At 65.7% G+C, this 22,176-nt stretch carries 23 protein-coding genes and 4 tRNA genes; 16 read left to right on the forward strand and 11 right to left on the reverse strand.

The genetic code is table 11. From position 1 onward, the window contains the following. The 5 genes from FM111_RS16440 to argC all read left to right on the forward strand — a co-directional run. Positions 1–183, forward strand: a 183-nt coding sequence (locus FM111_RS16440; protein ID WP_218779149.1) for a hypothetical protein, incomplete at its 5' end; no start/stop codon positions are given. 156 nt (positions 184–339) lie between these two features. Beyond that, positions 340–813, forward strand: coding sequence for a 50S ribosomal protein L13 (gene rplM, locus FM111_RS00895; RefSeq protein ID WP_172575532.1), 474 nt, complete (start codon positions 340–342; stop codon positions 811–813). A 2-nt stretch (positions 814–815) separates the two neighbouring features. Next, positions 816–1,304, forward strand: coding sequence for a 30S ribosomal protein S9 (gene rpsI, locus FM111_RS00900; RefSeq protein ID WP_087138861.1), 489 nt, complete (start codon positions 816–818; stop codon positions 1,302–1,304). 73 nt (positions 1,305–1,377) lie between these two features. Further along, positions 1,378–1,659 (forward strand): hypothetical protein, encoded by a 282-nt coding sequence (locus FM111_RS16090; RefSeq protein WP_143276013.1) that lies wholly within the window; start codon positions 1,378–1,380, stop codon positions 1,657–1,659. Positions 1,660–1,780: 121 nt separating this feature from the next. Continuing rightward, complete coding sequence (gene argC, locus FM111_RS00905; RefSeq protein ID WP_087138924.1) at positions 1,781–2,716, forward strand: N-acetyl-gamma-glutamyl-phosphate reductase; 936 nt, start codon at positions 1,781–1,783, stop codon at positions 2,714–2,716. Between the two features lie 19 nt (positions 2,717–2,735). Here the strand turns inward: argC and FM111_RS00910 are convergent, their stop codons facing one another. Next, positions 2,736–3,113, reverse strand: a complete 378-nt coding sequence (locus FM111_RS00910) for a hypothetical protein (protein WP_087138862.1) — start codon at positions 3,111–3,113, stop codon at positions 2,736–2,738. Next, positions 3,110–5,089 (reverse strand): class I poly(R)-hydroxyalkanoic acid synthase, encoded by a 1,980-nt coding sequence (gene phaC / locus FM111_RS00915; protein WP_087138863.1) that lies wholly within the window; start codon positions 5,087–5,089, stop codon positions 3,110–3,112. The genes FM111_RS00910 and phaC overlap by 4 nt, the downstream gene beginning before the upstream one ends. 76 nt (positions 5,090–5,165) lie before the next feature. Between phaC and FM111_RS00920 the strand changes: the two genes are divergently transcribed. The 7 genes from FM111_RS00920 (at position 5,166) to FM111_RS00950 (ending at position 9,427) form a co-directional block, all read left to right on the forward strand. Further along, a complete protein-coding gene (locus FM111_RS00920; protein ID WP_256968032.1) occupies positions 5,166–5,627 on the forward strand; it encodes a hypothetical protein in 462 nt (153 codons plus the stop codon). A 180-nt stretch (positions 5,628–5,807) separates the two neighbouring features. Then, complete coding sequence (gene recJ / locus FM111_RS00925) at positions 5,808–7,610, forward strand: single-stranded-DNA-specific exonuclease RecJ (RefSeq protein ID WP_087138865.1); 1,803 nt, start codon at positions 5,808–5,810, stop codon at positions 7,608–7,610. Between the two features lie 115 nt (positions 7,611–7,725). Next, positions 7,726–7,800: transfer RNA gene (locus FM111_RS00930), tRNA-Glu, on the forward strand. A gap of 181 nt (positions 7,801–7,981) precedes the next feature. Beyond that, positions 7,982–8,056, forward strand: a tRNA-Glu gene (locus FM111_RS00935). Between the two features lie 202 nt (positions 8,057–8,258). After that, positions 8,259–8,780 (forward strand): cold-shock protein, encoded by a 522-nt coding sequence (locus FM111_RS00940; protein WP_087138866.1) that lies wholly within the window; start codon positions 8,259–8,261, stop codon positions 8,778–8,780. Positions 8,781–8,806: 26 nt separating this feature from the next. Next, a complete protein-coding gene (locus FM111_RS00945) occupies positions 8,807–9,283 on the forward strand; it encodes a DUF192 domain-containing protein (RefSeq protein WP_087138867.1) in 477 nt (158 codons plus the stop codon). Positions 9,284–9,350: 67 nt separating this feature from the next. Further along, positions 9,351–9,427 (forward strand) — tRNA-Pro (locus FM111_RS00950). A gap of 87 nt (positions 9,428–9,514) precedes the next feature. On the opposite strand, the gene FM111_RS00955 is transcribed toward FM111_RS00950, so the two are convergent. Both FM111_RS00955 and FM111_RS00960 read right to left on the reverse strand, forming a co-directional pair. Continuing rightward, entirely contained in the window at positions 9,515–9,733 is a 219-nt protein-coding gene (locus FM111_RS00955; RefSeq protein ID WP_087138868.1) for a hypothetical protein, read from the reverse strand. A 44-nt stretch (positions 9,734–9,777) separates the two neighbouring features. Continuing rightward, entirely contained in the window at positions 9,778–10,500 is a 723-nt protein-coding gene (locus tag FM111_RS00960; protein WP_087138869.1) for a polysaccharide biosynthesis/export family protein, read from the reverse strand. A 126-nt stretch (positions 10,501–10,626) separates the two neighbouring features. Between FM111_RS00960 and FM111_RS00965 the strand changes: the two genes are divergently transcribed. Further along, positions 10,627–12,069 (forward strand): GumC family protein, encoded by a 1,443-nt coding sequence (locus FM111_RS00965; RefSeq protein ID WP_087138870.1) that lies wholly within the window; start codon positions 10,627–10,629, stop codon positions 12,067–12,069. A gap of 47 nt (positions 12,070–12,116) precedes the next feature. Further along, positions 12,117–12,818 (forward strand): hfsB, encoded by a 702-nt coding sequence (locus FM111_RS00970; protein ID WP_087138871.1) that lies wholly within the window; start codon positions 12,117–12,119, stop codon positions 12,816–12,818. On the opposite strand, the gene FM111_RS00975 is transcribed toward FM111_RS00970, so the two are convergent. From FM111_RS00975 to FM111_RS00990, 4 genes are read right to left on the reverse strand one after another with little or no spacing between them, the layout of a single operon-like run. Further along, entirely contained in the window at positions 12,815–13,768 is a 954-nt protein-coding gene (locus tag FM111_RS00975) for a glycosyltransferase family 2 protein (RefSeq protein WP_087138872.1), read from the reverse strand. The two genes, FM111_RS00970 and FM111_RS00975, sit on opposite strands and share 4 nt — an antisense overlap. Beyond that, a complete protein-coding gene (locus tag FM111_RS00980) occupies positions 13,765–14,700 on the reverse strand; it encodes a glycosyltransferase family 2 protein (protein WP_087138873.1) in 936 nt (311 codons plus the stop codon). Before FM111_RS00980 ends, FM111_RS00975 begins: the two co-directional genes overlap by 4 nt. After that, positions 14,697–16,148 carry a lipopolysaccharide biosynthesis protein gene (locus FM111_RS00985; protein ID WP_087138874.1) on the reverse strand — a complete coding sequence of 484 codons (1,452 nt, stop codon included), beginning with the start codon at positions 16,146–16,148 and terminating at the stop codon, positions 14,697–14,699. The genes FM111_RS00980 and FM111_RS00985 overlap by 4 nt, the downstream gene beginning before the upstream one ends. Next, positions 16,148–17,707, reverse strand: a complete 1,560-nt coding sequence (locus tag FM111_RS00990) for an exopolysaccharide biosynthesis polyprenyl glycosylphosphotransferase (protein WP_256968033.1) — start codon at positions 17,705–17,707, stop codon at positions 16,148–16,150. The genes FM111_RS00985 and FM111_RS00990 overlap by 1 nt, the downstream gene beginning before the upstream one ends. A 132-nt stretch (positions 17,708–17,839) precedes the next feature. Here FM111_RS00990 and FM111_RS00995 point away from each other — a divergent pair. Both FM111_RS00995 and FM111_RS16095 read left to right on the forward strand, forming a co-directional pair. Then, a tRNA-Ser gene (locus tag FM111_RS00995) sits at positions 17,840–17,931 on the forward strand. Between the two features lie 771 nt (positions 17,932–18,702). Continuing rightward, positions 18,703–19,248 carry a hypothetical protein gene (locus FM111_RS16095; RefSeq protein WP_143276014.1) on the forward strand — a complete coding sequence of 182 codons (546 nt, stop codon included), beginning with the start codon at positions 18,703–18,705 and terminating at the stop codon, positions 19,246–19,248. 60 nt (positions 19,249–19,308) lie between these two features. Here the strand turns inward: FM111_RS16095 and FM111_RS01000 are convergent, their stop codons facing one another. The 3 genes from FM111_RS01000 to FM111_RS01010 are packed head-to-tail and all read right to left on the reverse strand — an operon-like array spanning position 19,309 to position 22,174. Then, a complete protein-coding gene (locus FM111_RS01000) occupies positions 19,309–20,826 on the reverse strand; it encodes a DUF3987 domain-containing protein (RefSeq protein ID WP_087138876.1) in 1,518 nt (505 codons plus the stop codon). After that, positions 20,823–21,797, reverse strand: coding sequence for a DUF7146 domain-containing protein (locus tag FM111_RS01005; RefSeq protein WP_087138877.1), 975 nt, complete (start codon positions 21,795–21,797; stop codon positions 20,823–20,825). The genes FM111_RS01000 and FM111_RS01005 overlap by 4 nt, the downstream gene beginning before the upstream one ends. Next, on the reverse strand, positions 21,794–22,174 hold the full coding sequence (locus FM111_RS01010; protein ID WP_087138878.1) for a winged helix domain-containing protein: 381 nt from the start codon (positions 22,172–22,174) through the stop codon (positions 21,794–21,796). The genes FM111_RS01005 and FM111_RS01010 overlap by 4 nt, the downstream gene beginning before the upstream one ends. Between the last annotated feature and the right edge of the window lie 2 nt (positions 22,175–22,176).

A 22,176-nucleotide genomic window follows, 5' to 3' on the forward strand; every position in this document is an offset into this window, starting at 1 on the left:
TTCCTTCTCCCCTTGAGGGAGAAGGTGGACCGTCAGGGCCGGATGAGGGGTGTTGACGCGACATACAGCGATTTCCCTCCGCTAGATTCTTCGGCAGACGAGGCGCTCACACCCCTCATCCGTCTGCCTCCGGCAGCCACCTTCTCCCTCAAGGGGAGAAGGAAGAGGGGGCGGGTATTTTAATACCGCATTTAAAATATCTAATAAAATCAATTATATAGATCAAAATCGTTACCATAACCGACATTGACCTTCGGCGCGCGAGCCTCTATCACCCCGGCCTTCGCCCGATCCATCTGGTTCGGGCCGCGTTTTTCGTCTTCCAGGACCCTCATCATGCTGAAGAGCACCACGGCTTCGCTGAAGCCGGCCGAGGTCGAGAAGAAGTGGATCCACATCGACGCCGAAGGCGTCGTCGTGGGCCGCCTCGCGACCTTCATCGCCAACCGCCTGCGCGGCAAGCACCTGCCGACCTACACCCCGCACGTTGACTGCGGCGACTACGTCGTCGTCACCAACGTCGACAAGGTGGTGTTCACCGGCAAGAAGACCACCGACAAGGTCTACTATCGCCACACCGGCCACCCCGGCGGCATCAAGGAAACCACCCCGGAGAAGGTTCTGGGCGGTCGTTTCCCCGAGCGCGTGCTCGAGAAGGCCGTTGAGCGCATGCTGCCCAAGGAGTCGCCGCTGGCTCGCAAGCAGATGACCCACCTGCGCCTGTTCGCCGGCGCGGCTCACGAACACGAAGCCCAACAGCCCACGACCATCGACTTCAAGTCGATGTCGTCCAAGAACACCCGGAGCGCCTGAGCATGACCGACGTGACTCAAGACACCGCCGCCGGCTTTGACGCCCTGAAGGGCCTGGGCACCGCTGCTGCCGAGGAAATCGTCCGCGAGCCGAAGATCGACGCCCTGGGCCGTTCGTACTCGACCGGCAAGCGCAAGAACGCCATCGCCCGCGTGTGGGTGAAGCGCGGCACCGGCAAGATCACCGTCAACGGCAAGGACGTGGCTGCCTATTTCGCCCGTCCCGTGCTGCAGATGATGGTCGCCCAGCCGCTGAACGTCTCGGACCGCGCCACGCAATACGACGTGATCTGCACCGTTGAAGGTTCGGGCCTGTCGGGCCAGGCCGGCGCCATCCGCCACGGCCTGTCGCACGCCCTGACCCACTACGAGCCGGAACTGCGCAAGGTTCTGAAGCCGCACGGCTTCCTGACCCGCGACAGCCGCGTCGTTGAGCGTAAGAAGTACGGCCGCGCCAAGGCTCGCCGCAGCTTCCAGTTCTCGAAGCGCTAAGTCGCAACCGCGACTGGGAATACAAAGGGCGCTTCGGGGAAACCCGAGGCGCCTTTTTCTTTTGAGGCGCGCAATGCAGATTTCTTGGATGAAAAAGATGGCGCGTGTTTTTTTTGGGAAAGTGCAGCGGACGCCGGAAGACGTTGTCTCCTGCTTGTCGAACTTTCTCGAAAATCGTGGCGGCCCTTATGATTGGGACGACTTCATTTCGGTGGATATTGCAGATCCTGCACTTGAAGCGATCCGTGTTGCCGCAGCGAACATCGACTTGCCTGTGAATGCCGATGGCGAGCGTCGGATACGCGATCTTTTGACTGAGGCGCGACAAGTGGCGCGGGAGAGAAGCGCCGTCTGATCTCGACCCAACGATTTGAGCTAGCGTCTCAAATCTGCTGAATTCTCGGGGTCCGTGCGACCCCTCATTCGGCCCTGAAGGGCCACCTTCTCCCACAAGGGGAGAAGGGTAGGAGATGCGCATGACCCACACCATCTTCATCGACGGCGAGGCCGGGACCACGGGGCTGGAGATCCGCGAGCGTCTGGAGGCGCGCGGCGATCTGGAGCTGATGCTGCTGGGCGACCGTCGTCGCGATGTCGGGGCGCGGCGCGAGGCGTTGAACAGCGCCGATGCGGTCATCCTGTGCCTGCCTGACGACGCGGCCATTGAAGCCGTGTCGATGATCGAGAATCCGGCGGTGCGGGTCATCGACGCCTCGACCGCCTATCGCACAGCGGACGGCTGGACCTATGGCTTCGCCGAGATGGACGCGGCCCAGCGCGCGGCCATCACCGCCTCGACGCGGGTGTCGAACCCCGGTTGCTATCCGACCGGCTTCATCGGCCTGATGCGGCCGCTGGTGAGGGCGGGACTGGTCCCGGCCGACTGGCCCGTCACGATCAATGCGGTGTCCGGCTATTCCGGCGGCGGCAAGGCCATGATCGCCGAGTTTGAAGCCGAGGGCGCTTCGACCGCCTTCCGCTCCTACGGCCTGACGTTGAAGCACAAGCATGTGCCGGAAATGACGAAGCACGCGGGGCTGTCGCGTTCGGTGCTGTTCTCGCCGGCCGTGGGGAACTATCGCCAGGGGATGCTGGTCGAGGTCCCGTTGCACCTGTCGGCCCTGCCGGAGACGCCGTCGGTCGAGCGGCTGCATGGCGCCCTGGTCGAAGCCTATGAAAGCCAGCGTTTCGTCGAGGTGGCCGAGATCGACGAAACCGAAGCCATGACCGGCATCGAGCCCGAGGGCCTGAACGGCACCAATCGGATGCGTCTGCACGTCTTTGGCGATCGCGGCGGGGAGCAGGCGCGTCTGGTCGCTCTGCTGGACAACCTGGGCAAGGGCGCCTCGGGCGCGGCGGTCCAGAACCTCAACATCATGCTGGGACTGGACGAGACGACCGGCCTCAAGTGAAGCCGGTCAGGGCGCGCGATCAGCGCGCCCGCGCGGCCTTGACGGCCGACTCCACCGTTCCGCCGAAGAAGACGGCGGCGATGATGAGCAGCAGGCCGTAGTCGTGGCCGGGGAAGATCAGCGGCACGCCCGCCGCCAGGATGATCAGCGCCGGAAACAGGCTGGCCCAGACGGCGGTCGAGGCGGCGTCGGGGTGGATCATCGGCGGGCGGCGCATGCCCATTCGCTTCGCCATCAAGCCGTTCAGCGGCACGAAAGCCGCAGGCACGATCAGCGCGATCATCACATACTTCACCAACTGCCCCGGCATGCCGAACAAGGTGGCCGTGGCGATCAGCAGGATCAGCGGAATGGCTGTGGCGATCGCCAGCAGCAGGTTGGGCTCGATACGCTTCAAGACTTCACTTTCACATAGGCGCCGGGCGCCGGTTCGATGGGCTTCAATGTCCCGGTCTTGGGATCGCGCGCGACGATCTTCTCGCCGGACTTCGCGCCCAGCCAGTCGGCCCAGTGCGACCACCAGCTTCCGGGATGCTGTTCCGCCTCCGCTTGCCATTCCTGAAGCGTTTCGGGAAGGGCGGCGTTGACCCAGTGCTGATACTTGTTGGCCGACGGCGGGTTGATGACCCCGGCGATATGGCCTGATCCCGCCAGGGTATAGGTGACCGGCCCGCCGAATAGCCGGGCCGAGCGATAGACCGAGTTCATCGGCGCGATGTGGTCCTCGCGGCTGGCCTGGAAATAGAGGGGGATGCGGACCTTCGACAGGTCGATGCGCTCGCCGTCGATCTCCAGCTCGCCCTTCGACAGGGCGTTCTGGCCGTACATCAGGCGCAGGTATTGCAGGTGCAGCCGCTTGGGCATCCGCGTCTGGTCGGCGTTCCACGACAGCAGATCGAAGGCGGGCGGCGCCTTGCCCATCAGATAGTTGGACACGAAGAAGGACCAGATCAGGTCGTTGGCCCTCAGGGCGTTGAAGGTATCGGCCATCGCCGTGCCGGGCAGGACGCCGCCCGCCTCGTCCATCATGCGCTCGATCTCGGCCAGCCAGTGCTCGTCGGTGAACAGCAGCAGGTCGCCTGCCTCGGCGAAGTCGTGCTGGGCGGCGAAGAAGGTGGCCGAGGCGACACGGTCATCCCCCTTGGCCGCCATGTGCGCCAGGCTGGCGCCCAGCATGGTGCCGCCGATGCAGTAGCCGACGGTGTTCACATGCGCCTGGCCGGTCTGCTCCAGCGTCTTCTCGACGGCGCGATAGACGCCCTTCTTCATGTAATCGTCGAGGCCGAACTCCGCCTTGTCGCGGTCCGGGTTGACCCATGAGCAGACGAAGACGGTGAAGCCCTGCGCGCTCAGCCAGCGGATCAGGGAGTTCGCCGGCTGCAGGTCCATGATGTAGAATTTGTTGATCCACGGCGGGAAGATCAGCAACGGAATGGCGTGCTGCTGATCGGTCGCGGCGTCGTACTGGATCAGCTCGAACAGTTCGTCGCGCCAGACGACCTGGCCCGGCGCCGTGGCGACGTTCTCGCCCAGGACGAAGCGGCCATAGTCGGCCTGACTGATCTTCAGCGACCCGGCGCCGCGCTCCAGATCGGCGGCGAAGTTCTGCATCCCGCGCACCAGGGATTCGCCGCTCGTCTCTGCCAGGGCCTTCAGCGCCACGGGGTTCGACGCCAGGAAGTTGGCGGGCGAGAAGGCGTCGGTCAGCAGGCGGGTGAAGAACTCGGCCCGGCGCTTCACGCGCGGGTCCACGTCCTCGACGCTGGAGACCAGGCTGTTCATCCAGTCCGAGGTGGCCAGATAGGACTGGCGCATCATGTCGAACATGGGGTTTTCGGACCAGGCCGGGTCGCGGAACCGCTTGTCGGACGGGGCGGGGTTGTCGACCGTCTCGCCCATCGCCCGGCGGGTCGTGGTCGACCACAACTCCATATAGCGGCCGAACAGGTCGGCCTGGGCCTGGAACAGCTTTTCGGGGCGGGCGGCCAGGCTGGCCATGACCGAGGACATGGCCGGGCCGACATTGAACGGGTCGGGCGATAGGGCGGCGGGGCGGTCGGCCTGTGACAGGGCCGCTTCGGCCACCGCCGTCTGGGCCATCATCGCCGCCTTGGCCAGGTTCAGGGACAGCGTCTCCAGCTGCTGACGCTGTTCGGCGCTGAAGGCCATGAAGTCGGGCGCGGGAGAGGCGGCTTCGGCCTCGGGCGCTGGGGGCGCGGCGGGCGCTGGTTCGGGCTTTTCAACCGGGGCGGCGGCTTTTCTCACGCGCGGCTTGGCCGAGGTCGGGCGTCCGGCCTTGCGCGGGGCGGCTGTCTTTTCGGGCGCGCCGTCGGGCGCATCTGGGGACGAAGCCTTGGTCGGGCGCTTGGCCATGGCGAACCTCCGATGGGGACGAGCAAATTTGCGCGCCTTCCTCCCGACGCGATGATGGCATATGTCAGTGACCGAAATGAACGCGATTGTGCTGAAAAAGACGGGATGGACGGCGGCTTGGGGCATGGCCCTGGGCTCGGCCTTGGTTTTGGGCGGCTGCGTCAGCGCCTTCGAGCCTAAGACCGACCCTACATCGCCTCTGGCGCCCAGGGTGCAGCAGTTGGTCGATGAGAATCGCCAGTATCCGCGCTGGGCCGATTTTCCGCGCAGCAGCTCGCCCTTGCCCGCTCCGGCCGAGATCGCCGCCAATGTCGGTCGTCTGGAAAGCCGCAACGCCGCCCTGACCGCCGAGACGGCGCGCATCGACTGGACGCTGAACACCGATCCGGCCGCCTTCGTCGCGCAGGTCAACCGTCGCGTGGACGCCAGCCAGATGTCGCCCCAGACCCTGCGCACCGCTGAACAGGTCGAGGCCTACGCCGAGGAACTGCGTCGTCGCGCCAAGGCCCCGCCGCCGATCGACCGCCCGCGTCGCTGAGGTCTGTGACCGCAACAGGCGCAGCCCGGCCTTAAGGTCGTGAGGCGGGCGAACGTCGCGTCCCGGCTCGAATCCCGCGATCCTCAGGGCGCCGAAAGGCCGTCGTCCGCTCTTGTCCCGAAGGTCCGTCATGGCCCGCATCATTCCAGCCGCCTTTTCCATCACCGGCCGAGCCTCCTGATGGCGGACGGCGCCGCTTCGCCGGCCTTCCTCGGCGTCAGCCGCTCCCTGTCCGGGCGAGCCTGGCGACAGCGTCCGGCCGAGACGGCGACGACCCGCGCCCATATGCAGGCGCTGGGTCTGGACGAGCCGCTGGCGCGGGCGCTGGCGTCACGCGGCGTGGCGGGCGAGCAGGGCGCCGACTTCCTGAAGCCGACGCTGAAGGCGCTGTTTCCCAATCCGTCCAGCTTCATGGATATGGACGCCGCCGCCGCCGCCATCGTCGATGCGCTTCAGGCCCAGGCCAGCATCCACGTCTTCGCCGACTACGACGTGGACGGGGCGTCCAGCGCGGCCCTGCTGGTGCGTTGGTTCCGCACCCTGGGCGCGGACCTGCCCATCTATGTCCCTGACCGCCTGACCGAGGGTTACGGCCCCAGCGCGCGGGCCTTCGACACGCTGAAGGCGCGGGGCGCCGATCTGGTCATCACTGTCGATTGCGGGGCGGCGGCCAATGAGGCGGTGGCCCATGCGGCGGCCATCGGTCTGAAGGTCGTGGTCATCGACCATCACATGATGCGCGAAGAGCCGCCGGCCTGTCTGGCCGTGGTCAATCCGAACCGGCCCGGCTGCGGCTCGGGACAGGGCAATCTGGCGGCGGCGGGCGTGGTCTTCGTCCTGCTGGCCGCCCTGAACCGCGAGGCGCGCGGTCGCGGCCTGTTCGAGGGCAAGGCCGAGCCGGACATCCGCCAGTGGCTGGACCTGGCCGCCATGGGGGCCATCTGCGACGTGACGGGCCTGACCGGCTTCAACCGCGCCCTGACCAGCCTGGGGCTGGGGGTCATGTCGCACTGGCGCAATCCGGGCTTGCGCGCCCTGCTGGCGGCGGCGGGCGCCGAACCGGGGCCGGCCAAGACCAATCACGCGGGCTTCATCCTGGGACCACGCATCAATGCAGGCGGCCGCATCGGCAAGTCGGACCTTGGCGCGCGCCTGCTGTCCACCGACGACCCTGACGAGGCGCGGGTGTTGGCTCAAGAACTGGACGCCTTGAACATCGCCCGGCGCGAGGTCGAGGCCGAGGTCACGGAACAGGCCGTCCGCCGCGTCGAGGCGACCGGCGCCCACTCTGACGACAGCGCCGTCGTGGTCGTCAGCGGCGAGGACTGGCACCCCGGCGTCGTCGGCATCGTCGCCGGACGCCTGCGCGAACGCTGGAGAAAGCCGGTCATCGTCATCGGCGTCGACGCCATCAACGGCGTAGGCAAGGGGTCGGGCCGGTCGCAGCCTGGCATGAACCTGGGTCGGGCGGTGCAGGCCGCATGGAACGAGGGCCTGCTGATCGCGGGCGGCGGCCACGCCATGGCGGCGGGGCTGACGGTGGCGGCCGATCGCATCGACGAGTTGCGCGCCTTCCTCAACGAACGCCTGTCGGCCGAGCGCGTCGAAGCCGTGGCCCAGGACTGGGTCGAGGTCGACGCCCTGATTGATCCGCGCGCCGCCACCCGTGACCTGTTCGAGGCGTTCGAGCAACTGGCCCCCTATGGTCCGGCCAACCCGGAGCCTCTGTTCGCGCTGGAGGGCGTTCAGGCGCGCGAGCCGGCCGCCATGAACGGCGGCCATGTGCGGTGTCGCCTGGTCGGTCCGGACGGCGCCTCGGTGCGGGCCATCGCCTGGCGTTGCGCCGACCTGCCGACGGGCAAGGCGCTGCTGGCGGGGCAGGGCGGATTGAATGTGGTCGGGCGGCTCAGGGCCGACGATTGGAACGGTCGCCGCGGGGTCCAGTTCGAGATTGAGGACGTCGCCGACCCGCGCATGGCCTGAAACCGTCAGCCTTGGCCGTGAAACGACGCAGGTCTTTGAAAAAGTCGCACAAATCCGTCTCGGCGCGCTTGCCATAAGCGGAATCGGCGGCTATCTACACGGTCCTCCGCGCAGCGGTCCCTTCGTCTATCGGTTAGGACGTCAGGTTTTCAACCTGAAAAGAGGGGTTCGACTCCCCTAGGGACTGCCACGCGGAGTTTATCTCTCCCGACATTCGAATGCGTTTCCCTTGGCGATTTCGCGCGCCTGTATGGCTGCGGCGCCCAGGATCCAGCATCGAAACGGCGCGTCTGTCGTTTTTTTGCAAAAGCGCGCGACGCCCTCTTGCATCGCCGAAAAGGGACGGCTATCAGGCCGCTCCTCCGCGCAGCGGTCCCTTCGTCTATCGGTTAGGACGTCAGGTTTTCAACCTGAAAAGAGGGGTTCGATTCCCCTAGGGACTGCCACGCGGAGCGAATAACCCTTTCCCCCGCCATCGTTGTTTTCTTCGTCGACCGCCTTCGCGCGGCCTTTTCGCGTGCGCGACATTTGCTTGTCGACAATATGGCGCAAAAAGGGCAACTTGTCTGTCCGAGTTAAAAGAACCGTGTTAGTGTAGCTGACCCGTAGTGTTGCGGGCGGGGGTTCAAGGTGGCGAGTAGTGACGTGATGGAGCCGATTGAGACCGTAAAGGTCGTCGGAAGGGTCAAATGGTTCGATGCCGGCAAGGGGTACGGCTTCATCGTACCGGACCAGCCGGAGTTGACCGAAGAGAGGGACGTGTTGCTGCACGTCACCAGCCTGCGCGACGCAGGTCATGAGTTGGCGGGCGAGGGCGCATCTATCGTTTGCGAGTGCGCCAAGCGGGCCAAGGGCTGGCAGGTGGTCAATATCGTCGAGCTGGAAGCCAGCGCCGCGTTGGTTCGACGTGAGCCGGTGCGCAGTTCGGCCCATGCCTGGACGGAAGGCGCGCCCGAGGGGCCGCTGGAAGCCGCCGTCGTCAAATGGTTCAATCGCACCAAGGGTTATGGATTCGTCGTGCGCGACGGTCAGGCGGGCGATATCTTCGTCCACGTCGAGACATTGCGTCGCTGCGGTCTGGACGACCTGCTGCCGGGCGACCCGGTGAACGTGCGTTTCGCGGAAGGCCCCAAGGGGCTGGTCGTGGCCGATATCAGACCGGGCGGGTGATCTTCGTCCGATAGAAGGACGAAGACATGGATTACAGCCGGCGCATCCTTTTGATCCTGGCCCTTTCCGCGGCCGCTGCAACGGCGGCCTGCGCGCAGAAGGGGCCGCTGGATGCGACCGGCCGCCCGCTGGAGCCGTTGGCGATCGTCACGGCCTCGGGCGAGCACAGGTTCATGGTCGAGATCGCCGACGACGATGAAAGGCGGCAGCGCGGCCTGATGTACCGCCCGCCGCTTCCTGACGACCGGGGGATGCTGTTCCAGTTCCCCGTGGCGGGCGAACAGAGCTTCTGGATGCGCAACACGCCCAACTCGCTGGACATCATCTACATCGACCCGCGTGGGCGAATCATTTCGATCGCCAAGCACGCGACCCCCAACTCTGATGCGCCGATTCCCTCGAACGGCGCGGCCAATGGCGTGCTCGAATTGCGGGCCGGACGGGCGGATGAGATCGGCGCTCAGCCCGGCGACCAGGTTAAACACCCCTTCTTTCGCCCTTGAGCGATAATAGGCCGCCTCATCCGTTGCGGAGGCCGTCGGCTCGTGTCATGAGAGCGCTCCGTCGGTCCGGGGTGTGGCGCAGCCTGGTAGCGCATCTGGTTTGGGACCAGAGGGTCGGAGGTTCGAATCCTCTCGCCCCGACCACGGTTTAGCCTCCTTCAGGCGGAGGCGTCGTATCGCATGGATATGACCGTCAGCATGCGACTGCTCGAGAGAGCTGTAGCTCTTGCCTCATAAATCCGGCAGTCGAAAACCCGTTACAGCGCCGATGGCGTCGAGCCAGTCGGCCCACATGGCTGGATCGGCGGTCTCGCCGGCTCCGCCTTGCATCCCAGACAAGAGGTCGGTGAGCTGACTGTCGGGACGTCCGCCGCGCTCCCAATAGGCTTCAAGAAAAGCTCTCATCGCCTGATAGGCTTGATCGGTCGTCAAGGTCGGCAGGGTGGACATATCGGGCTCGACGCTCGTTAGAATGGCAAGCGCTCCAACGACCGTCAGGTCGAGGCGTAGCCGCCGTTGATGGCGTAGGAGAAGCCGATCGGCAGGGCGGCGCGGAACTGGGTGAAGAAGGCGGCCAGTTCACCCAGCGTCGAGCGCGGCACAAAAATGATGTCGCCGCGCCGCATCGGCGTGATTTCGGCGCGGGGCGCGCTCAGGTCGATCACCTTCATCATGCGGACGTCGCCGGGGCCGCGCCGAATCAGGGCGCAGCGCGAGGATCTGGCGGACGGCAGCACGCCGCCGGCCATGATGACGGCCTGATAGGCGTCGATGTCGCCGGGCATGTCGAACATGCCGGGATTACGCACTTCGCCGTCGATCCAGACCTTCAGCGGGCCGGCCTGGCGCAGCGTCACCTCGACCTCGGGTCGCAGCAGGTGAGGGGCGTAGCCGTGGGAGATGTCGGCCTCCAGTTCGGACAGGCTGCGGTCCGCCGCCATGACGTGGCCCAGCAGCGGCAGCGACACCCGGCCGTCCGGCGCGATCTTCAACTGGCGCGTCAGCTCCGACGCGGTCGGCAGGGCGACCTCGATGTCGTCGCCGGGATAGAGCCGATACTCCGGCTCGACCTCGGTCCAGTCGGCGAAAGGCAGGCCAGGCGGGAAGTCGTCGACCACGGTCGGGCGCGGCCGGGCGCCGCCCGCAGGGGCGCCGCTGGCGCATCCGGCCAGTCCGGCGGCCAGCGCCATGAGGATGAGGCGGCGATCAAATTCCATGGTCGGGGACGGTCCAGGCGGAGAAATTTCGTCTTCGGCAAAGCTGACGGCTTATAGGTAACGCGTGGTTAACGCGTGACCCTCAGTGTGGCGCACAACAGTCATTGACCGAGAAATTCGATCTTCATGCGTTCCTCCCTCGCAGCAGCTCGTCCCCGTTACGGCGTCGTCGACGTCGTGGCCCTGCTGTTCCGCGAACTGCTGCTGATGATCGTGATCTTCCTGGTGATCGCCGCCATCGGCGCGGCCGTCGTCATGACGATGAAGAAGACCTACACGGCGGGCGCCAGCCTGTTCGTGGGCGTGGGTCAGGAATACGTCTATCAACCGCGCGTGGGCATGGGCGAACGCGCCATGCCGCCCTCGGCCAGCGAGGTGGCTCAGTCCGAGGCCGCGATCCTGAACAGCCTTGAGGTCAAGCGCCGCGTGGTGCGCGCCCTGGGCGTCGAGAGCTTCCAGGGCGGCGTGCCCTCGACCGAAAGCCCGGCGCGTCAGGAAGCGGCCGCCATCCGCTCGGTGGCGTCGGGCCTGGGCGTCGAAGTCACGCCGCTCAGCCCGGTCGTGGGTCTGAGCTACAAGAGCGGCGATCCGGCCCTGTCGGCGCGCGTGTTGAACACGGTGATTGATCAGTATCTGACCTATCGGCGCGAGGTGTTCCAGGACCGCGCGACCTCGGCCATTCGCACCCAGCGCCAGACGTTCGAGCAGGAACTGGCCGACGCCGACCGCGCCTATGAAGAGTTCCTGCGCACCAACGCCATCGGCGATTTCACCACGGCCAAGTCCACGGTCGCCAACACCTATCAGTCCGTCTTCACCGAGCGGATGGGCGTCCAGGCCCAGTTGCAGCAAGCCTCGCAGCGGTTGACGACCCTGGTGGCCCAGCTGGCGCGCACTCCGGCCGAGGTGGCCCTGTATCAGGATCTGAACGTCTCGGCCCAGGACCTGATCCTGCAGTTGCGCACCGAGCGCGAGAGCCTGCTGGCCCGCTATCAACCCGACGCCCAGCCGGTACGTGAAATCGATTCCAAGATCGCCCAGCTTCAGGCCTATGTCGGTTCCGGCACGGCCGTCGGCGCCAAGGAAGTCCGCACCGGCCCGAACCCGGTCTGGGTTGAGCTGGAGACCACCCGCATCAACGCCCAGGCTGAACGCGACGCCCTGGGCGCCCGTTTGGCGGTGCTGGATCGTCAGCTGGGCGACCTGCGCTCGCGCCAGACGCGCTTGACCGAGCTGGAGTCGCGCAATTCGACGCTGGCCGGCAATCGCGAGGTGCTGACCGCCTCGATCCGTGAGTTCCAGCAACGCGAGACCCAGAGCCGCGCCGACAACGAACTGGTCAAGGCGGGCGCCGACAACGTCACCGTCATCGAACGCGCCCAGCCGCCGTCGAAGGGCAAGAGCCTGCGCTTCCCCCTGATGGTCGCGGTTCTGGCCTTCGCCGGCTTCACGGCCCTGTGCGTCGGTCTGCTGCGGGTCTTCCTGCAGCGCGGCTTCGTCATGCCGACGACCCTCAGCCGCACGCTTCAGGCTCCGGTCCTGGCCGTGGCCCCCGCCAAGAGCGCCTGAGCCTTGCTCGTGCTAGGCTGGGTCAAAGGGCGCACGTAACGATTCGCATGGTCGATCTAACGACGGAAATGGCCGGACTGTGGGCGGCGCTGGGACCAGCGCCGGCTCATCGCGGCCGCGTGATTCTGTTCGCCGCCGCTCAGACGGGCGAGGGCGTCTCGACCGTCGCGCGTGAGTTCGCCCGCATGGCGGCCGTGCGCGGCCGTCGCCCGGCGTGGCTGGTCGATGGCGACCTGACGCAACAGGCGCAGATGGAGCAGGTGGCGGCGCAGCCGGACCGCTTCGGGCGACTGGGGCCGGTGGTTCAGGCTTCGCCGGATGGATCGGCCTTCTATGCCGTGACGCCGTCGATGCGGGATCGTGAAGGACGGCCGGTGGCGCCGGGACGGCTGATGACGGCCAAGACCTGCCTGGGCGGGCGCCTTTACGTCACGCGTTTCCACAATGAAATCCTGCGCGCCGGCCAACGGGCCGAGGCGATCAACGACGCCCGCTACTGGACCCGCCTGCGCGCCCACGCCGACACGGTCGTCATCGACGCTCCGGCGGCGGATCGCAGCGACATGATCCTGACCCTGGCGTCGCTGGCCGACGCTACTGTCCTGGTGGTCGCGGCGGAGACGACCGACGCGGCCGGACCTGTCGCCCTGCGTGACGAGATCGACGCCCAGGGCGGACGCATCGCCGGCGTGGTGATGAACCGGGCCAAGTGGAAGCCGCCCGCCTTGCTCAAGCGGTTTATCGGCTAGGTCCGCTCCGCTGCGCGTTGCAGTCGATCGAGTTCGCGCTGGCCGTAGAACTGCGGCTCGAAGCCCTTCATCCAGAGGATCTTGCCCAGCCCCCGCGCCGTGCGGTCGGCCATCTCGGCGCGTCTGGCGTTACGGATCAGGCTGAAGGCCAGCGTCGCCGCGCCCCAGACCGCCGTCTGCGCCGCGCCGACGGCCATCCAGCGTGCGACGCTGGGCCAGTTCTTCGCTTCGGCGGCGGTCTGGCTCGGCCCTTGGCCATAGGCGAAGGCGCGCGTCAGGGCGTAGCGCAGGGTGGCGCGGTGGGGCGGGGCGAACTCGTCCACCCAGGCGTCGGCGGCCCAGGCGAAACGCCCCCCACGCATCTGAAGGGCCGCGAACAGCACATCGTCCTCGCCGCCGATCTGATCCGATCCGACGTGGAAAGGCTGGTCGCCGGGTAGGGCCGTGGCCCGCACCAGAAGAGAGTTTCCGCAGCCGTGGGCGTGATCCAGCACGCCGTCCCGATCCGGTCCCTCACGACCGAAGAACCGCTCCAGATAGGGCGTGGTCCAGCCGGTCCCCTCGGGCACGCGCCCGCGAATGGGGCCGAAGACGGCGTCGGCGCCGGTCGTCGCCTGGGCGCTCAACAGGGCGGCCAGCCAGCCGGTTGATGCGGCCTCGTCATCGTCAAGGAAGGCGATCAGGGGCGCGGAGGTGGCGGCCAGTCCGGTGTTGCGTGCGGTGGCGACGCCGGGGCGTGGCGCATGGGTCCAGATCAGCGGCACAGGTGCTTCGGGCCGCAGAGCCTCGACCGTTTCGCGCGAACTGGCCTCGGGGTCGTTGTCGACGACGACGATCTCGCGCAGGCGCGTCGCCACGCTTTCCTGAGCGAAAACCGAGCGCAGGGCGCGCGTCAGGCTGTCCAGACGGCGCATGGTGGGGATGACGACGGCGACGTCGGGCGCGCTCATATCGCCTCCGCATAGAGGGCCGCGCGATACAGACGCAGGGCGAAGGCTCGCAGGCCGGTCGGCAGGATCGGCGCGCGGGCGGCGGCTTTGATCAGGGGGCGCAGCGCCTTCAGTCCCGGCACGGCCTTCAACGCCTTGGCGACGCGATAGCTGGGGTAGGCCGAGACGAAGTCGGGATGGCGGGCCACGACGCGGGCGAAGTTCGGCGCCGACTGTTCGTATTTCGCGGCCAGGGCCTCGACTGTGTCCAGACCCATGTGGGTGGCGGGGTTGTCCAGATGGACGACCTCGAACCGGCGCGAGACGCGCATGGCCCACTCGACGTCCTCCCAGCCCCAGCCGCTGAAGCCGGAATCGAAGGTCTCCGTATCGAAGACGTCACGGCGGACCAGCAGGTTGGAGGTGAAGACGTATTTCTCGGGCTGTTCGGCGCGTTGCGCGGCGGGGATGCAGTCGGATCGGGCCGCCATATGGCGATGGACGGCGAAGCGCGCGTCCTGCGGGGCCTGCAACAGGGAAAAGCCGCCGAAGGCCACGGCCGGGTGCGCGTCGCGGGCCAGATCGACCCACGTCTTCAGGAAGCCGGGATGGTCGGGCCTCATGTCGCTGTCGAGGAACAGGAAGGTTTGACCGCGCGCGGCCTGGGCCAGGCGGTTGCGGCCTTCCGAACGGCCCTGATTGGCGCTGAGGCTGAACAGGCGAACCGGCAGGGCCATGCGGTCGATCAGGGCGTTCAGGCGCGCGGTCAGTTCGGCGTCATTGGTGCCGTCGTCCAGCACGATCAGTTCGGCCTGTCCGGCCAGGGCCTGCGCCTCGGCGTCCAGGCGCTGCAACAGGTCGGTCGGATCATCGCGCAGGAAGGGGATCAGCACTGACAGGATCGATCGTGCTTCGGCCCATGCTGAGCTGTCGTGATGAATTGCGTGACTCATGCCGCCTGCCTCCGCGCGCGCAGGAAGGCTTTCAGCCGCACGCTCAGGTCGCGCACCCCGGCGGCGTTCAGGCCATAGGCCACGACGCCGTAGACGATCATGCCCACGCCCGCGTCCAGCATCAGTTCAAGGAAGCCTCCGATCGGCGGCAGCATCATCACGACGCCCGCCATGACGGCGGCGGCGGCGCCGCAGCGCACCAGGGCGTTCCACGGCACGGGCAGGGGCAGGATGCGCCGACCGATCAGCATCGAGGCCATCAGGCCCAGCGCAAAGCTGATCGCCGTCGCCCAGGCCGCGCCCATGACGCCGAAGCGCGGGATCAGCAGGATATTCAGGATGATGTTGCTGCCCGCCGGAATGCTCATGGCCAGCAGCAGCCAGCCGGTGCGGCGACCCAGCGTGAACGCCTGCCCGAAATAATAGGTCGTCATGCCCGACAGGAAGGCGCCCAGCGCCACCCACGGCGTGACCGAGGCGGCGACGGTGCGCAGGTCTTCGCCGATCATGAACTCGGCCAGCGGCCGCGCGACCAGGGCCACGCCCACGGCGGCGGGCAGGCCGATCAGCACCAGGGTCGAGGCCTGTTCGCGGGCAGCCACTTGAAGATCCTCGCGTCCGCCGCGCTCCAGCGCCATGACCAGCGCCGGCGCCCCGGCCGCCCCCAGCCAGACGAACATGACGTCCAGCGTCCGGTTGGCGATGCTGTAGGCCGCGTGATAGGCGCCGACCGCCGCCTCGTTCATGAACAAGGCCAGCAGGAAGCGGTCCGTCGAGGCCAGCACCACGGTCAGCCCCAGGCCCACGGCGATCGGATAGCCGTAGACGGCGTAGGACTTCAGTCGCTGACGATCCAGCCGTCCGCGTTTCGCCTCGCGTAGTTCGGCGGGCAGGACGAAGGGCAGGGCGACCAGCGGCGCCAGCAACATCCCCGCCAGCGGCGCTTCCGCGCCCATTCCCAGCAGGGCCAGACCCACGCCGAAGGCCAGGCCCGCGACCGCGCTCCAGATGTCGATGGCGGCGGCGGGGCCGACCTCGCCCGCCGCGCGGAACCGCTCCTGCGCCAGCTTCAGGAAGCAGCGCACGGGAATCCCCGCCAGCGCCACGGCCAGCGGCAGACGGAAGCTGTCCGGCATGGGCCACAGCCACACCAGAAGCCCGGCCACCGGCACGAAAACGGCGGTGATCAGGAAGGCCGCGCGATACAGGCTGGCGAAATGCCCGGCCATCTGCGTTTCGTCGGACTGGGCCGCCCAGAAGCGGGCCATCGAGGCTTCCAGCCAGCTGAACGTCGCCACATGGGCCAGCGTCAGCACCGCATAGGCCAGCGCATAGCGCCCGAAGTCCTCGGGCGACAGCAGACGCGTAAAGATGATGATGGTCAGAAACCCGACCACGCCCTGCACGATATTGGCTGGCAGGTAGCCGAACACCCCCCTCCAGAACATCAGCGCACGGCCATCCGGTCGCCCAGCAGAACAGGAACGGTCACGGCGATGATCCACAGATCGAGCCAGAAGGACTGGCGCTCAATATATTCGATGTCGAGCTGAACCCGGCGACGCACTTCATCCGCCGTATGCAGCGGCCCGCGCGAGCCCTTGATGGCGGCCCAGCCGGTCATGCCGGGCTTGATGCGGTGACGGTGGGCGTATTCGGCGACCAGACGCGCTGACTCGGCGTCTCCGGTCTTCATGCCGATGGCGTGCGGGCGCGGCCCGACCAGCGACATCTCGCCGCGCAGTACGTTCACCAGCTGCGGCAGTTCGTCCAAACTGGTGGCGCGCAGGAACTTGCCGAGCTTCGTCACCCGGTCGTCGCCGGCGGTCACCTGGCGGCTGGCGGTGGCGTCAGAGGCTTCCTGACGCATGGTGCGGAACTTCCACACTACGATCTCTTCCTGATTGAAGCCGTGGCGGCGCTGGCGGAACAGGGCCGGACCCTTGCTGTCTATCCGCACGGCCAGGCCGATCAGGAACAGCACAGGGCTGAGCACGACCAGCGCCAGCGCCGACAGGATGATGTCCAGGATGCGCTTGTTGAACGCCCGCCGTTCGCCGTCCACGGCGCCGCCCAGCAGGGGCAGGGAGGAGGAGGCCAGCTTCTCCAGCGCCTCGTTCCGCTGGGCCGCGCCCTTGGGGTCGACCAGCAGGGTCAGGGGAATGGGCAGAACCTCAAGGCGATGCGTTAGGGCGCGGACGCGCGCCTCGGCCTTGGGATCGATGGCCAGGATGACCCGGTCGATATAGGGCGTCAGCCTGTGTTCCAGCAGAGCGTCGGTGCCGCCCAGAACCGGCACGCCGGCCAGGGCGTCGGGCGTGCGGGCCAGGCGGTCGTCGAAGACGCCCAGAATGTTCAGGTCGCGCCGGTCCAGCGCCTCGCGGATCAGGGATTCTGCGTGACGGGTGGCGCCGACCACGACGACGTTGGGCGTCAGGTCGCCCCGGCTGCGCCATTGGGCCACCAGCATGCGCCAGATGGTGTGCAGTCCCGTCAGCAGCACTGCCGAAGCGATCGCCCACCAGCCGTACTCGGCGAGCGGCGTCTCGCCATTGGGCAGGGCCAGGGCCAGCAGGCAGGCGAAGGCGCCGCCCAGGCTCGCCACGGCGGCGACCCCGGCCAGATGGCGCACAGGCGCCCGGCTATTGTCAAAACGATACAGACCCAGCGATCGCATCAGACCCAGGGTCATCAGCGCGCCGATCAGAATGGGCATGGCTTCGAACAGGGTGACCTGCGCCAGCCCGCCGGCGTTCATGCGGCCGATAGCCACAAGGCACAGGAAGCTCGATGCGACGATGTCGACGCCGCGGAAGTAGAAGACGCGCCGCCGCGCCGCCGCCCGCTGCCGGGTGTTCAGCCACACGTCCGGCCGCAAGGGGCCGCGTCGAGCCCGGCCCGTACGCCCTGTCTCCGCCGCCGAGGCGCGCGATTCGACCAGCGCTGCGCGATTCGCGCGTGCGCCTTCGGTCGCGGAGCCCAGAGTGTCAGCAGGGGTGATGGCCAAGTCTTTTTCCCGATATCGAGCAAAATGAGGTGCGAACCCCGTGTCACATGCCACTCTTATGCCGGGTTAACACAAAGGGCGTCAGTTCCGCATTGCGAAGCGTCGCGCGACTCGCTATCCACGCGGCCTGCCGGAGACGTGGCCGAGTGGCTGAAGGCAACGGTTTGCTAAATCGTCGTACCCTGTAAGGGGTACCGAGGGTTCGAATCCCTCCGTCTCCGCCAGACCCTGCTCGCAGGGCTTTGATTTGCATTGATTATTTTTCAATGCGTCCGCCCAGTCCCTACTCCAGTCCCTACTTTGTGCCGAGATGGGATAGGATAAGACGGGACATTTCCCGCTCATCTACAGGACGAAAGATCCGAAGCGCCTAATACCCTCGGCATGAACAGCTTCGTCCCAGACGGAAGAAAGCTCGATCCATTTCTTGACCAGCCGCTTACGCCTCGCACCGCGCGGATTGGAATAGCCGCCACATCCGAAAGCTCGAGCTTCAGCCTTTCTAGCGCGCCTACCCAAGCGGTCTAGCGGCGCTTCGGACTGAGAAGCATACGCCAGGCGGTGGTGTTGACGGCAGGCAAAATAGCCGCCGACCCAAGCCAGAACCTCACAACGCCGACCAGACGCGGGGCAGCGGAAATAGAATCTGTGGCCCCCATAGCGACACGACGCGGCCTCTAGGCTGATGGACTCCTTGTGGTTCACGCCGTCCGCCTCATAGGCAACCGTCAAGACGGCATTCTGCGGATCGGCCGCACAGGCGACCAAGCCGACGGAACCGTAATCGTTATCGCCACGCTTCCACGCCCAGACGGTTCGCGCGATCAATCCGGCACGGATCAGACCCCTACGGCGCAAGACACGAATGTCTAGGACTCGCACCGAATCAATATCTCCTAAATTTACCCATCGCCGCCGACCACTTGACATGATCCACTATTTTCCGAAATTGTTTGATATTCTAATATAGTACTTAGTGAAAGAAAGAAGAAGCCATGATTGCCGCAACTATCATTGCGATAGCTCTTCAAACATCAGACTGGCCCTTAGGCAGAGAGCGAGAAGTCGATGAAGGCCTATATATGAAAGTTATCGACCAGAATAATGGATGGCGGATTTGGCAGTCAGAATCTCAAAATGGCACAATATGCAAAGCGGTAAAATCCGCTCGAGATAGACCTCACCCAATTCCCGTCGGCGTTGGAACTGGATTATTTCGAGGAACTCCGTTTCTAGAAATTCACGTCCAACGGCACGGCTTTAGTGGACGTCCAATTTACTCTTACAACTGGAGAACAGCGCATTATGGAAAAGTTGAAATTGAATACAGACTTATAGGAGATAGGTTTTACACAAAATCAAACAATGGAAGCTTTGATGGAGATTCAGTCGATCAATCTTCTTATGAAATAACTTTAACAAGCTTCGAATATCCCGCCATACTGCGAGGAAGAGCTGAGGAAAAAGCTGTATTTGATTTCGAAGGACTAGAATGGGCGAGAACCCGCACTCTTGAGTGTCAAGATTATCGCCCCTCCTAACCCCTTTCGGCACCTTACCTATTTCACACAGCTAGGGTGCCGATAGGAAATATAGCGCCGTTAGCTCTCCCCCGCTTTAAGAAGCGTGGGACTTACCGCGTAGTCATTGCGCTGGCGGCCTGCCGTTTCACTTGCGCGACCACCGATAGCCCGGATAAGGCCCGCTTGCTCCAACTGCTTACAGGCGGCGTTCATCGCAGCAGGCTTAGACAAACGACCGCCCGGCCCGTCTCCGCTTCGCCTCGCCTCTCTGGAGTTGAAGACCGGCAGACAGCTACGCCTGAGCCAACGCGCCAGCGTAGTCGCGTCAGCTTCTTCAAGCGATATGGCTGACGCGCCAAACGCGCGCTTAGCCATTGGCCCAGCCCAGCCATCTATGAGGCCGATAGCTGCATTCATGGCTTCGAAGCCGACGCTTTGAGGGGCATCCATATCCCCCGCCGCGCACCACCACAAATGCTCCAGGATCAGGGCCATCCGCAGCGCGTGACCGCCTTGCTTGCCCAGCCAACCTCCCCACAGGCCGGTGGTTTCGCTGGCTTCACTTCTACGGTCTCGCCACCAGGATTCAAACGCAATGGCGGCGTCAGTATCCAATGGGCAGACTAGAGGACCGGATGACGCACCAGCGTGTTCAGCCAAAGGAACCAGGGCCTTGAGCCGCGACAAAAACACCTTTGCGGCTTCGCGGTCAGCACTGGGCGCAACCAGGCTGAATCCCTTTACCGGCTCGGGATAGGCGTAAAGGAACCGCGCCGCGAATCCGTCCGCCTCGCCCGAGAGCATTTGCGACATAACGTCCGGCTGAACCCCACCCAGGACGCTGATAGCCAGCCGCTCGATGGTGACGGGGTTTGCCGCCGTTTTCCGGTCAACGACGTAGGACCGCGCTCCATAGGCCTGTAGCCAGAACTGCCGCTCGCCGTCACCGCCATTGTAGCGGTCGAACCCTCGCCACCACCCGGCCAATTCGTCGCGGAATAGTAAAAGCCCATTGGGATTCCATGCCGAAAGCTCGGCGGCGGCTTCAAGTGTGGTGTCAGAGAGGCGAACACGAGGCCGAGCGGGTGCTGGCGGTTCCTCTGCATCGTGCGGCATGAGGGGCGGCTCAGAGCCGCTTTTCGCCGCTGCCTTCACACCCTTCAGCCATGCATCCCGACGCGCCTTTGCAGCTTCCGTTTCGGTAGTATGCGCCCTGACGGTCGCGCCATGATCCGCCGCCGCAGCGGCCTCGAAGTCATCCAGAATACGCGACATCGGATCGAGAGCCGGAGATTTACCGGCGGATGGCGCGCCCAGCAGCACAGTCCAAAGAATCGGCGGCTCATGCCAATCGGGCCGGGGCGCAACCACTCGCGCATTCCCGATAAGGCTCCCCGCGACTGTCAGAAGGCCCGCCGCCGTATAATCCACGGGGGCCGAAGCGCCTTTTGCGGCCGCTTGGCACCAGTCGCCCCACCAATCGCGAAGAACTCCAACCGGAAAGGCAGGGGCCTCGATTTGCGGACCGGTCAGGATGGACAGGTCCACCTCCGGCCAATCAGAAGCCGGATCATAGGGGATCAGAGCGACGTTCATGCGAAGCCTCCTTTCCGGCTGGCGTCATTCCAGTCGCTGCAACCTTCCGGTGGAGGCAGGAAGGCCACAGACAGACCGTTGGCGGCGGCGCGCCGCGCCAATGAGACCGCAGCCCGCGCGCCCGTTCCCCCCGCGTCGCAGTCTGGCGCAATGACCAGGCCTACGGTTCCCTGGGGCCAGTCGATACGCTCCATCCCGCCCGCCGAAAGCCCCGCACAAGCCCCCAGTTGCTCCCCCTCGGATTGAGGGCAGCGACAGGCCGCCTCCCAGGCCGACAGGGTGCTCTCCAGACCCTCGGCGACCACCAGGCGAGGCCCAGGGGCAAGCCGGACGTGACCACCGCCAATAGTCCCGACCATCTTGCGGGGGTTCGGAAGGTTCGCTTTGCCCAATCCGTCCGGCCGCAGATAGGTCAGATGGCAGCCCCTAACTTCTCCTTTGCCATTGCGGACGGCGGCGATGAGCGCCGGGCGATGCGCCCGATGCGGCTGATACGGATAGAGAGGCGCGCGAGCCAGGAAGCCCAGGTCTGCGGCGTCTAGGGGCGCTTCAACAGCACGGGCCTGTCGCAGATAGGTTTCCCCGGCCGTACCGATCAGTGGCGCACGGGAGCGCCAAAGATCAATCGCGGCGACCTCGCGGGAAACCCGAGCGCGGGCGGTGCGGATGAACCGCTCCGCATCGGCTCTTCGTTCATTTTTCGGCTTGAATGGGGCGTTTCCGCCTTGCTCAAGCCAACGCGCGGCATCGGCGGTCGAACCCGCCACGCCAGCATGAACCACCATGTCCAACAGGCCGCCGGAATCGCCGCTTTCATGGTCACAGAATACGCCGCGTTCCGGGACAACGGATAGCGAACCTCGCCTGCCAAAGCGCAGTTCCCGATCCGATGACAACCGCGCATTGGGCGGACCAAACAGTTGGGCCGCCAGTTCGGCCACCTGCCCAGAGGAAAGATGAAGGCCATTCATACCGCACACCTCCCCACCACCGTTACGGGCTGGATCAAGACATATCGGCCGATCCGAGCATCTCCGGCCTTCTCGCCAACAGTCTCGATTGCGAGGCCGGAAGCACGCAGCGTGTAGATGTAATGCGATGTGCGCCTGGCCCAGCCCAAGGGCGAGGCCTCCCCGGAGGTGAATCCGCGAGGGCCTTTCTCGATCAGCAGGGCAAGGGTCTTCGCCTTGCGCCCGCAAAAGGTCCGCTGAACGCCATCCCAGTGCACGGTAATGCTGGCTTTCGCGTCCTTTACAGCGGTATGTTGAGGACGCTTCGCGGCCTGCCAAGCATCCCGGACCCCGTTCGCCGTTGCAGCGGCGGCTGGGTTCATCTTATTGCGCGCCATGT

Origin of the sequence: Brevundimonas diminuta 3F5N, from assembly GCF_900163625.1 — a bacterium.
In the GTDB taxonomy this organism is placed as follows: Bacteria; Pseudomonadota; Alphaproteobacteria; order Caulobacterales; family Caulobacteraceae; genus Brevundimonas; species Brevundimonas diminuta_A.

Bases quoted from the DNA above. Each gene is read 5' to 3' on its own strand.
- argC (WP_087138924.1), top strand. From the start codon at position 1,781: ATGACCCACACCATCTTCATCGACGGCGAGGCCGGGACCACGGGGCTG.
- recJ (WP_087138865.1), top strand. From the start codon at position 5,808: ATGGCGGACGGCGCCGCTTCGCCGGCCTTCCTCGGCGTCAGCCGCTCC.
- FM111_RS01000 (WP_087138876.1), bottom strand. From the start codon at position 20,826: ATGAACGTCGCTCTGATCCCCTATGATCCGGCTTCTGATTGGCCGGAG.
- FM111_RS16095 (WP_143276014.1), top strand. From the start codon at position 18,703: ATGATTGCCGCAACTATCATTGCGATAGCTCTTCAAACATCAGACTGG.
- FM111_RS00945 (WP_087138867.1), top strand. From the start codon at position 8,807: ATGGATTACAGCCGGCGCATCCTTTTGATCCTGGCCCTTTCCGCGGCC.
- FM111_RS00965 (WP_087138870.1), top strand. From the start codon at position 10,627: ATGCGTTCCTCCCTCGCAGCAGCTCGTCCCCGTTACGGCGTCGTCGAC.
- FM111_RS00920 (WP_256968032.1), top strand. From the start codon at position 5,166: ATGAACGCGATTGTGCTGAAAAAGACGGGATGGACGGCGGCTTGGGGC.
- rpsI (WP_087138861.1), top strand. From the start codon at position 816: ATGACCGACGTGACTCAAGACACCGCCGCCGGCTTTGACGCCCTGAAG.
- FM111_RS16090 (WP_143276013.1), top strand. From the start codon at position 1,378: ATGCAGATTTCTTGGATGAAAAAGATGGCGCGTGTTTTTTTTGGGAAA.
- FM111_RS01010 (WP_087138878.1), bottom strand. From the start codon at position 22,174: ATGGCGCGCAATAAGATGAACCCAGCCGCCGCTGCAACGGCGAACGGG.
- FM111_RS00980 (WP_087138873.1), bottom strand. From the start codon at position 14,700: ATGAGTCACGCAATTCATCACGACAGCTCAGCATGGGCCGAAGCACGA.
- FM111_RS00985 (WP_087138874.1), bottom strand. From the start codon at position 16,148: ATGTTCTGGAGGGGGGTGTTCGGCTACCTGCCAGCCAATATCGTGCAG.
- FM111_RS00955 (WP_087138868.1), bottom strand. From the start codon at position 9,733: ATGTCCACCCTGCCGACCTTGACGACCGATCAAGCCTATCAGGCGATG.
- FM111_RS00960 (WP_087138869.1), bottom strand. From the start codon at position 10,500: ATGGAATTTGATCGCCGCCTCATCCTCATGGCGCTGGCCGCCGGACTG.
- FM111_RS00975 (WP_087138872.1), bottom strand. From the start codon at position 13,768: ATGAGCGCGCCCGACGTCGCCGTCGTCATCCCCACCATGCGCCGTCTG.
- FM111_RS00970 (WP_087138871.1), top strand. From the start codon at position 12,117: ATGGTCGATCTAACGACGGAAATGGCCGGACTGTGGGCGGCGCTGGGA.
- phaC (WP_087138863.1), bottom strand. From the start codon at position 5,089: ATGGCCAAGCGCCCGACCAAGGCTTCGTCCCCAGATGCGCCCGACGGC.
- FM111_RS01005 (WP_087138877.1), bottom strand. From the start codon at position 21,797: ATGAATGGCCTTCATCTTTCCTCTGGGCAGGTGGCCGAACTGGCGGCC.
- FM111_RS00940 (WP_087138866.1), top strand. From the start codon at position 8,259: ATGGAGCCGATTGAGACCGTAAAGGTCGTCGGAAGGGTCAAATGGTTC.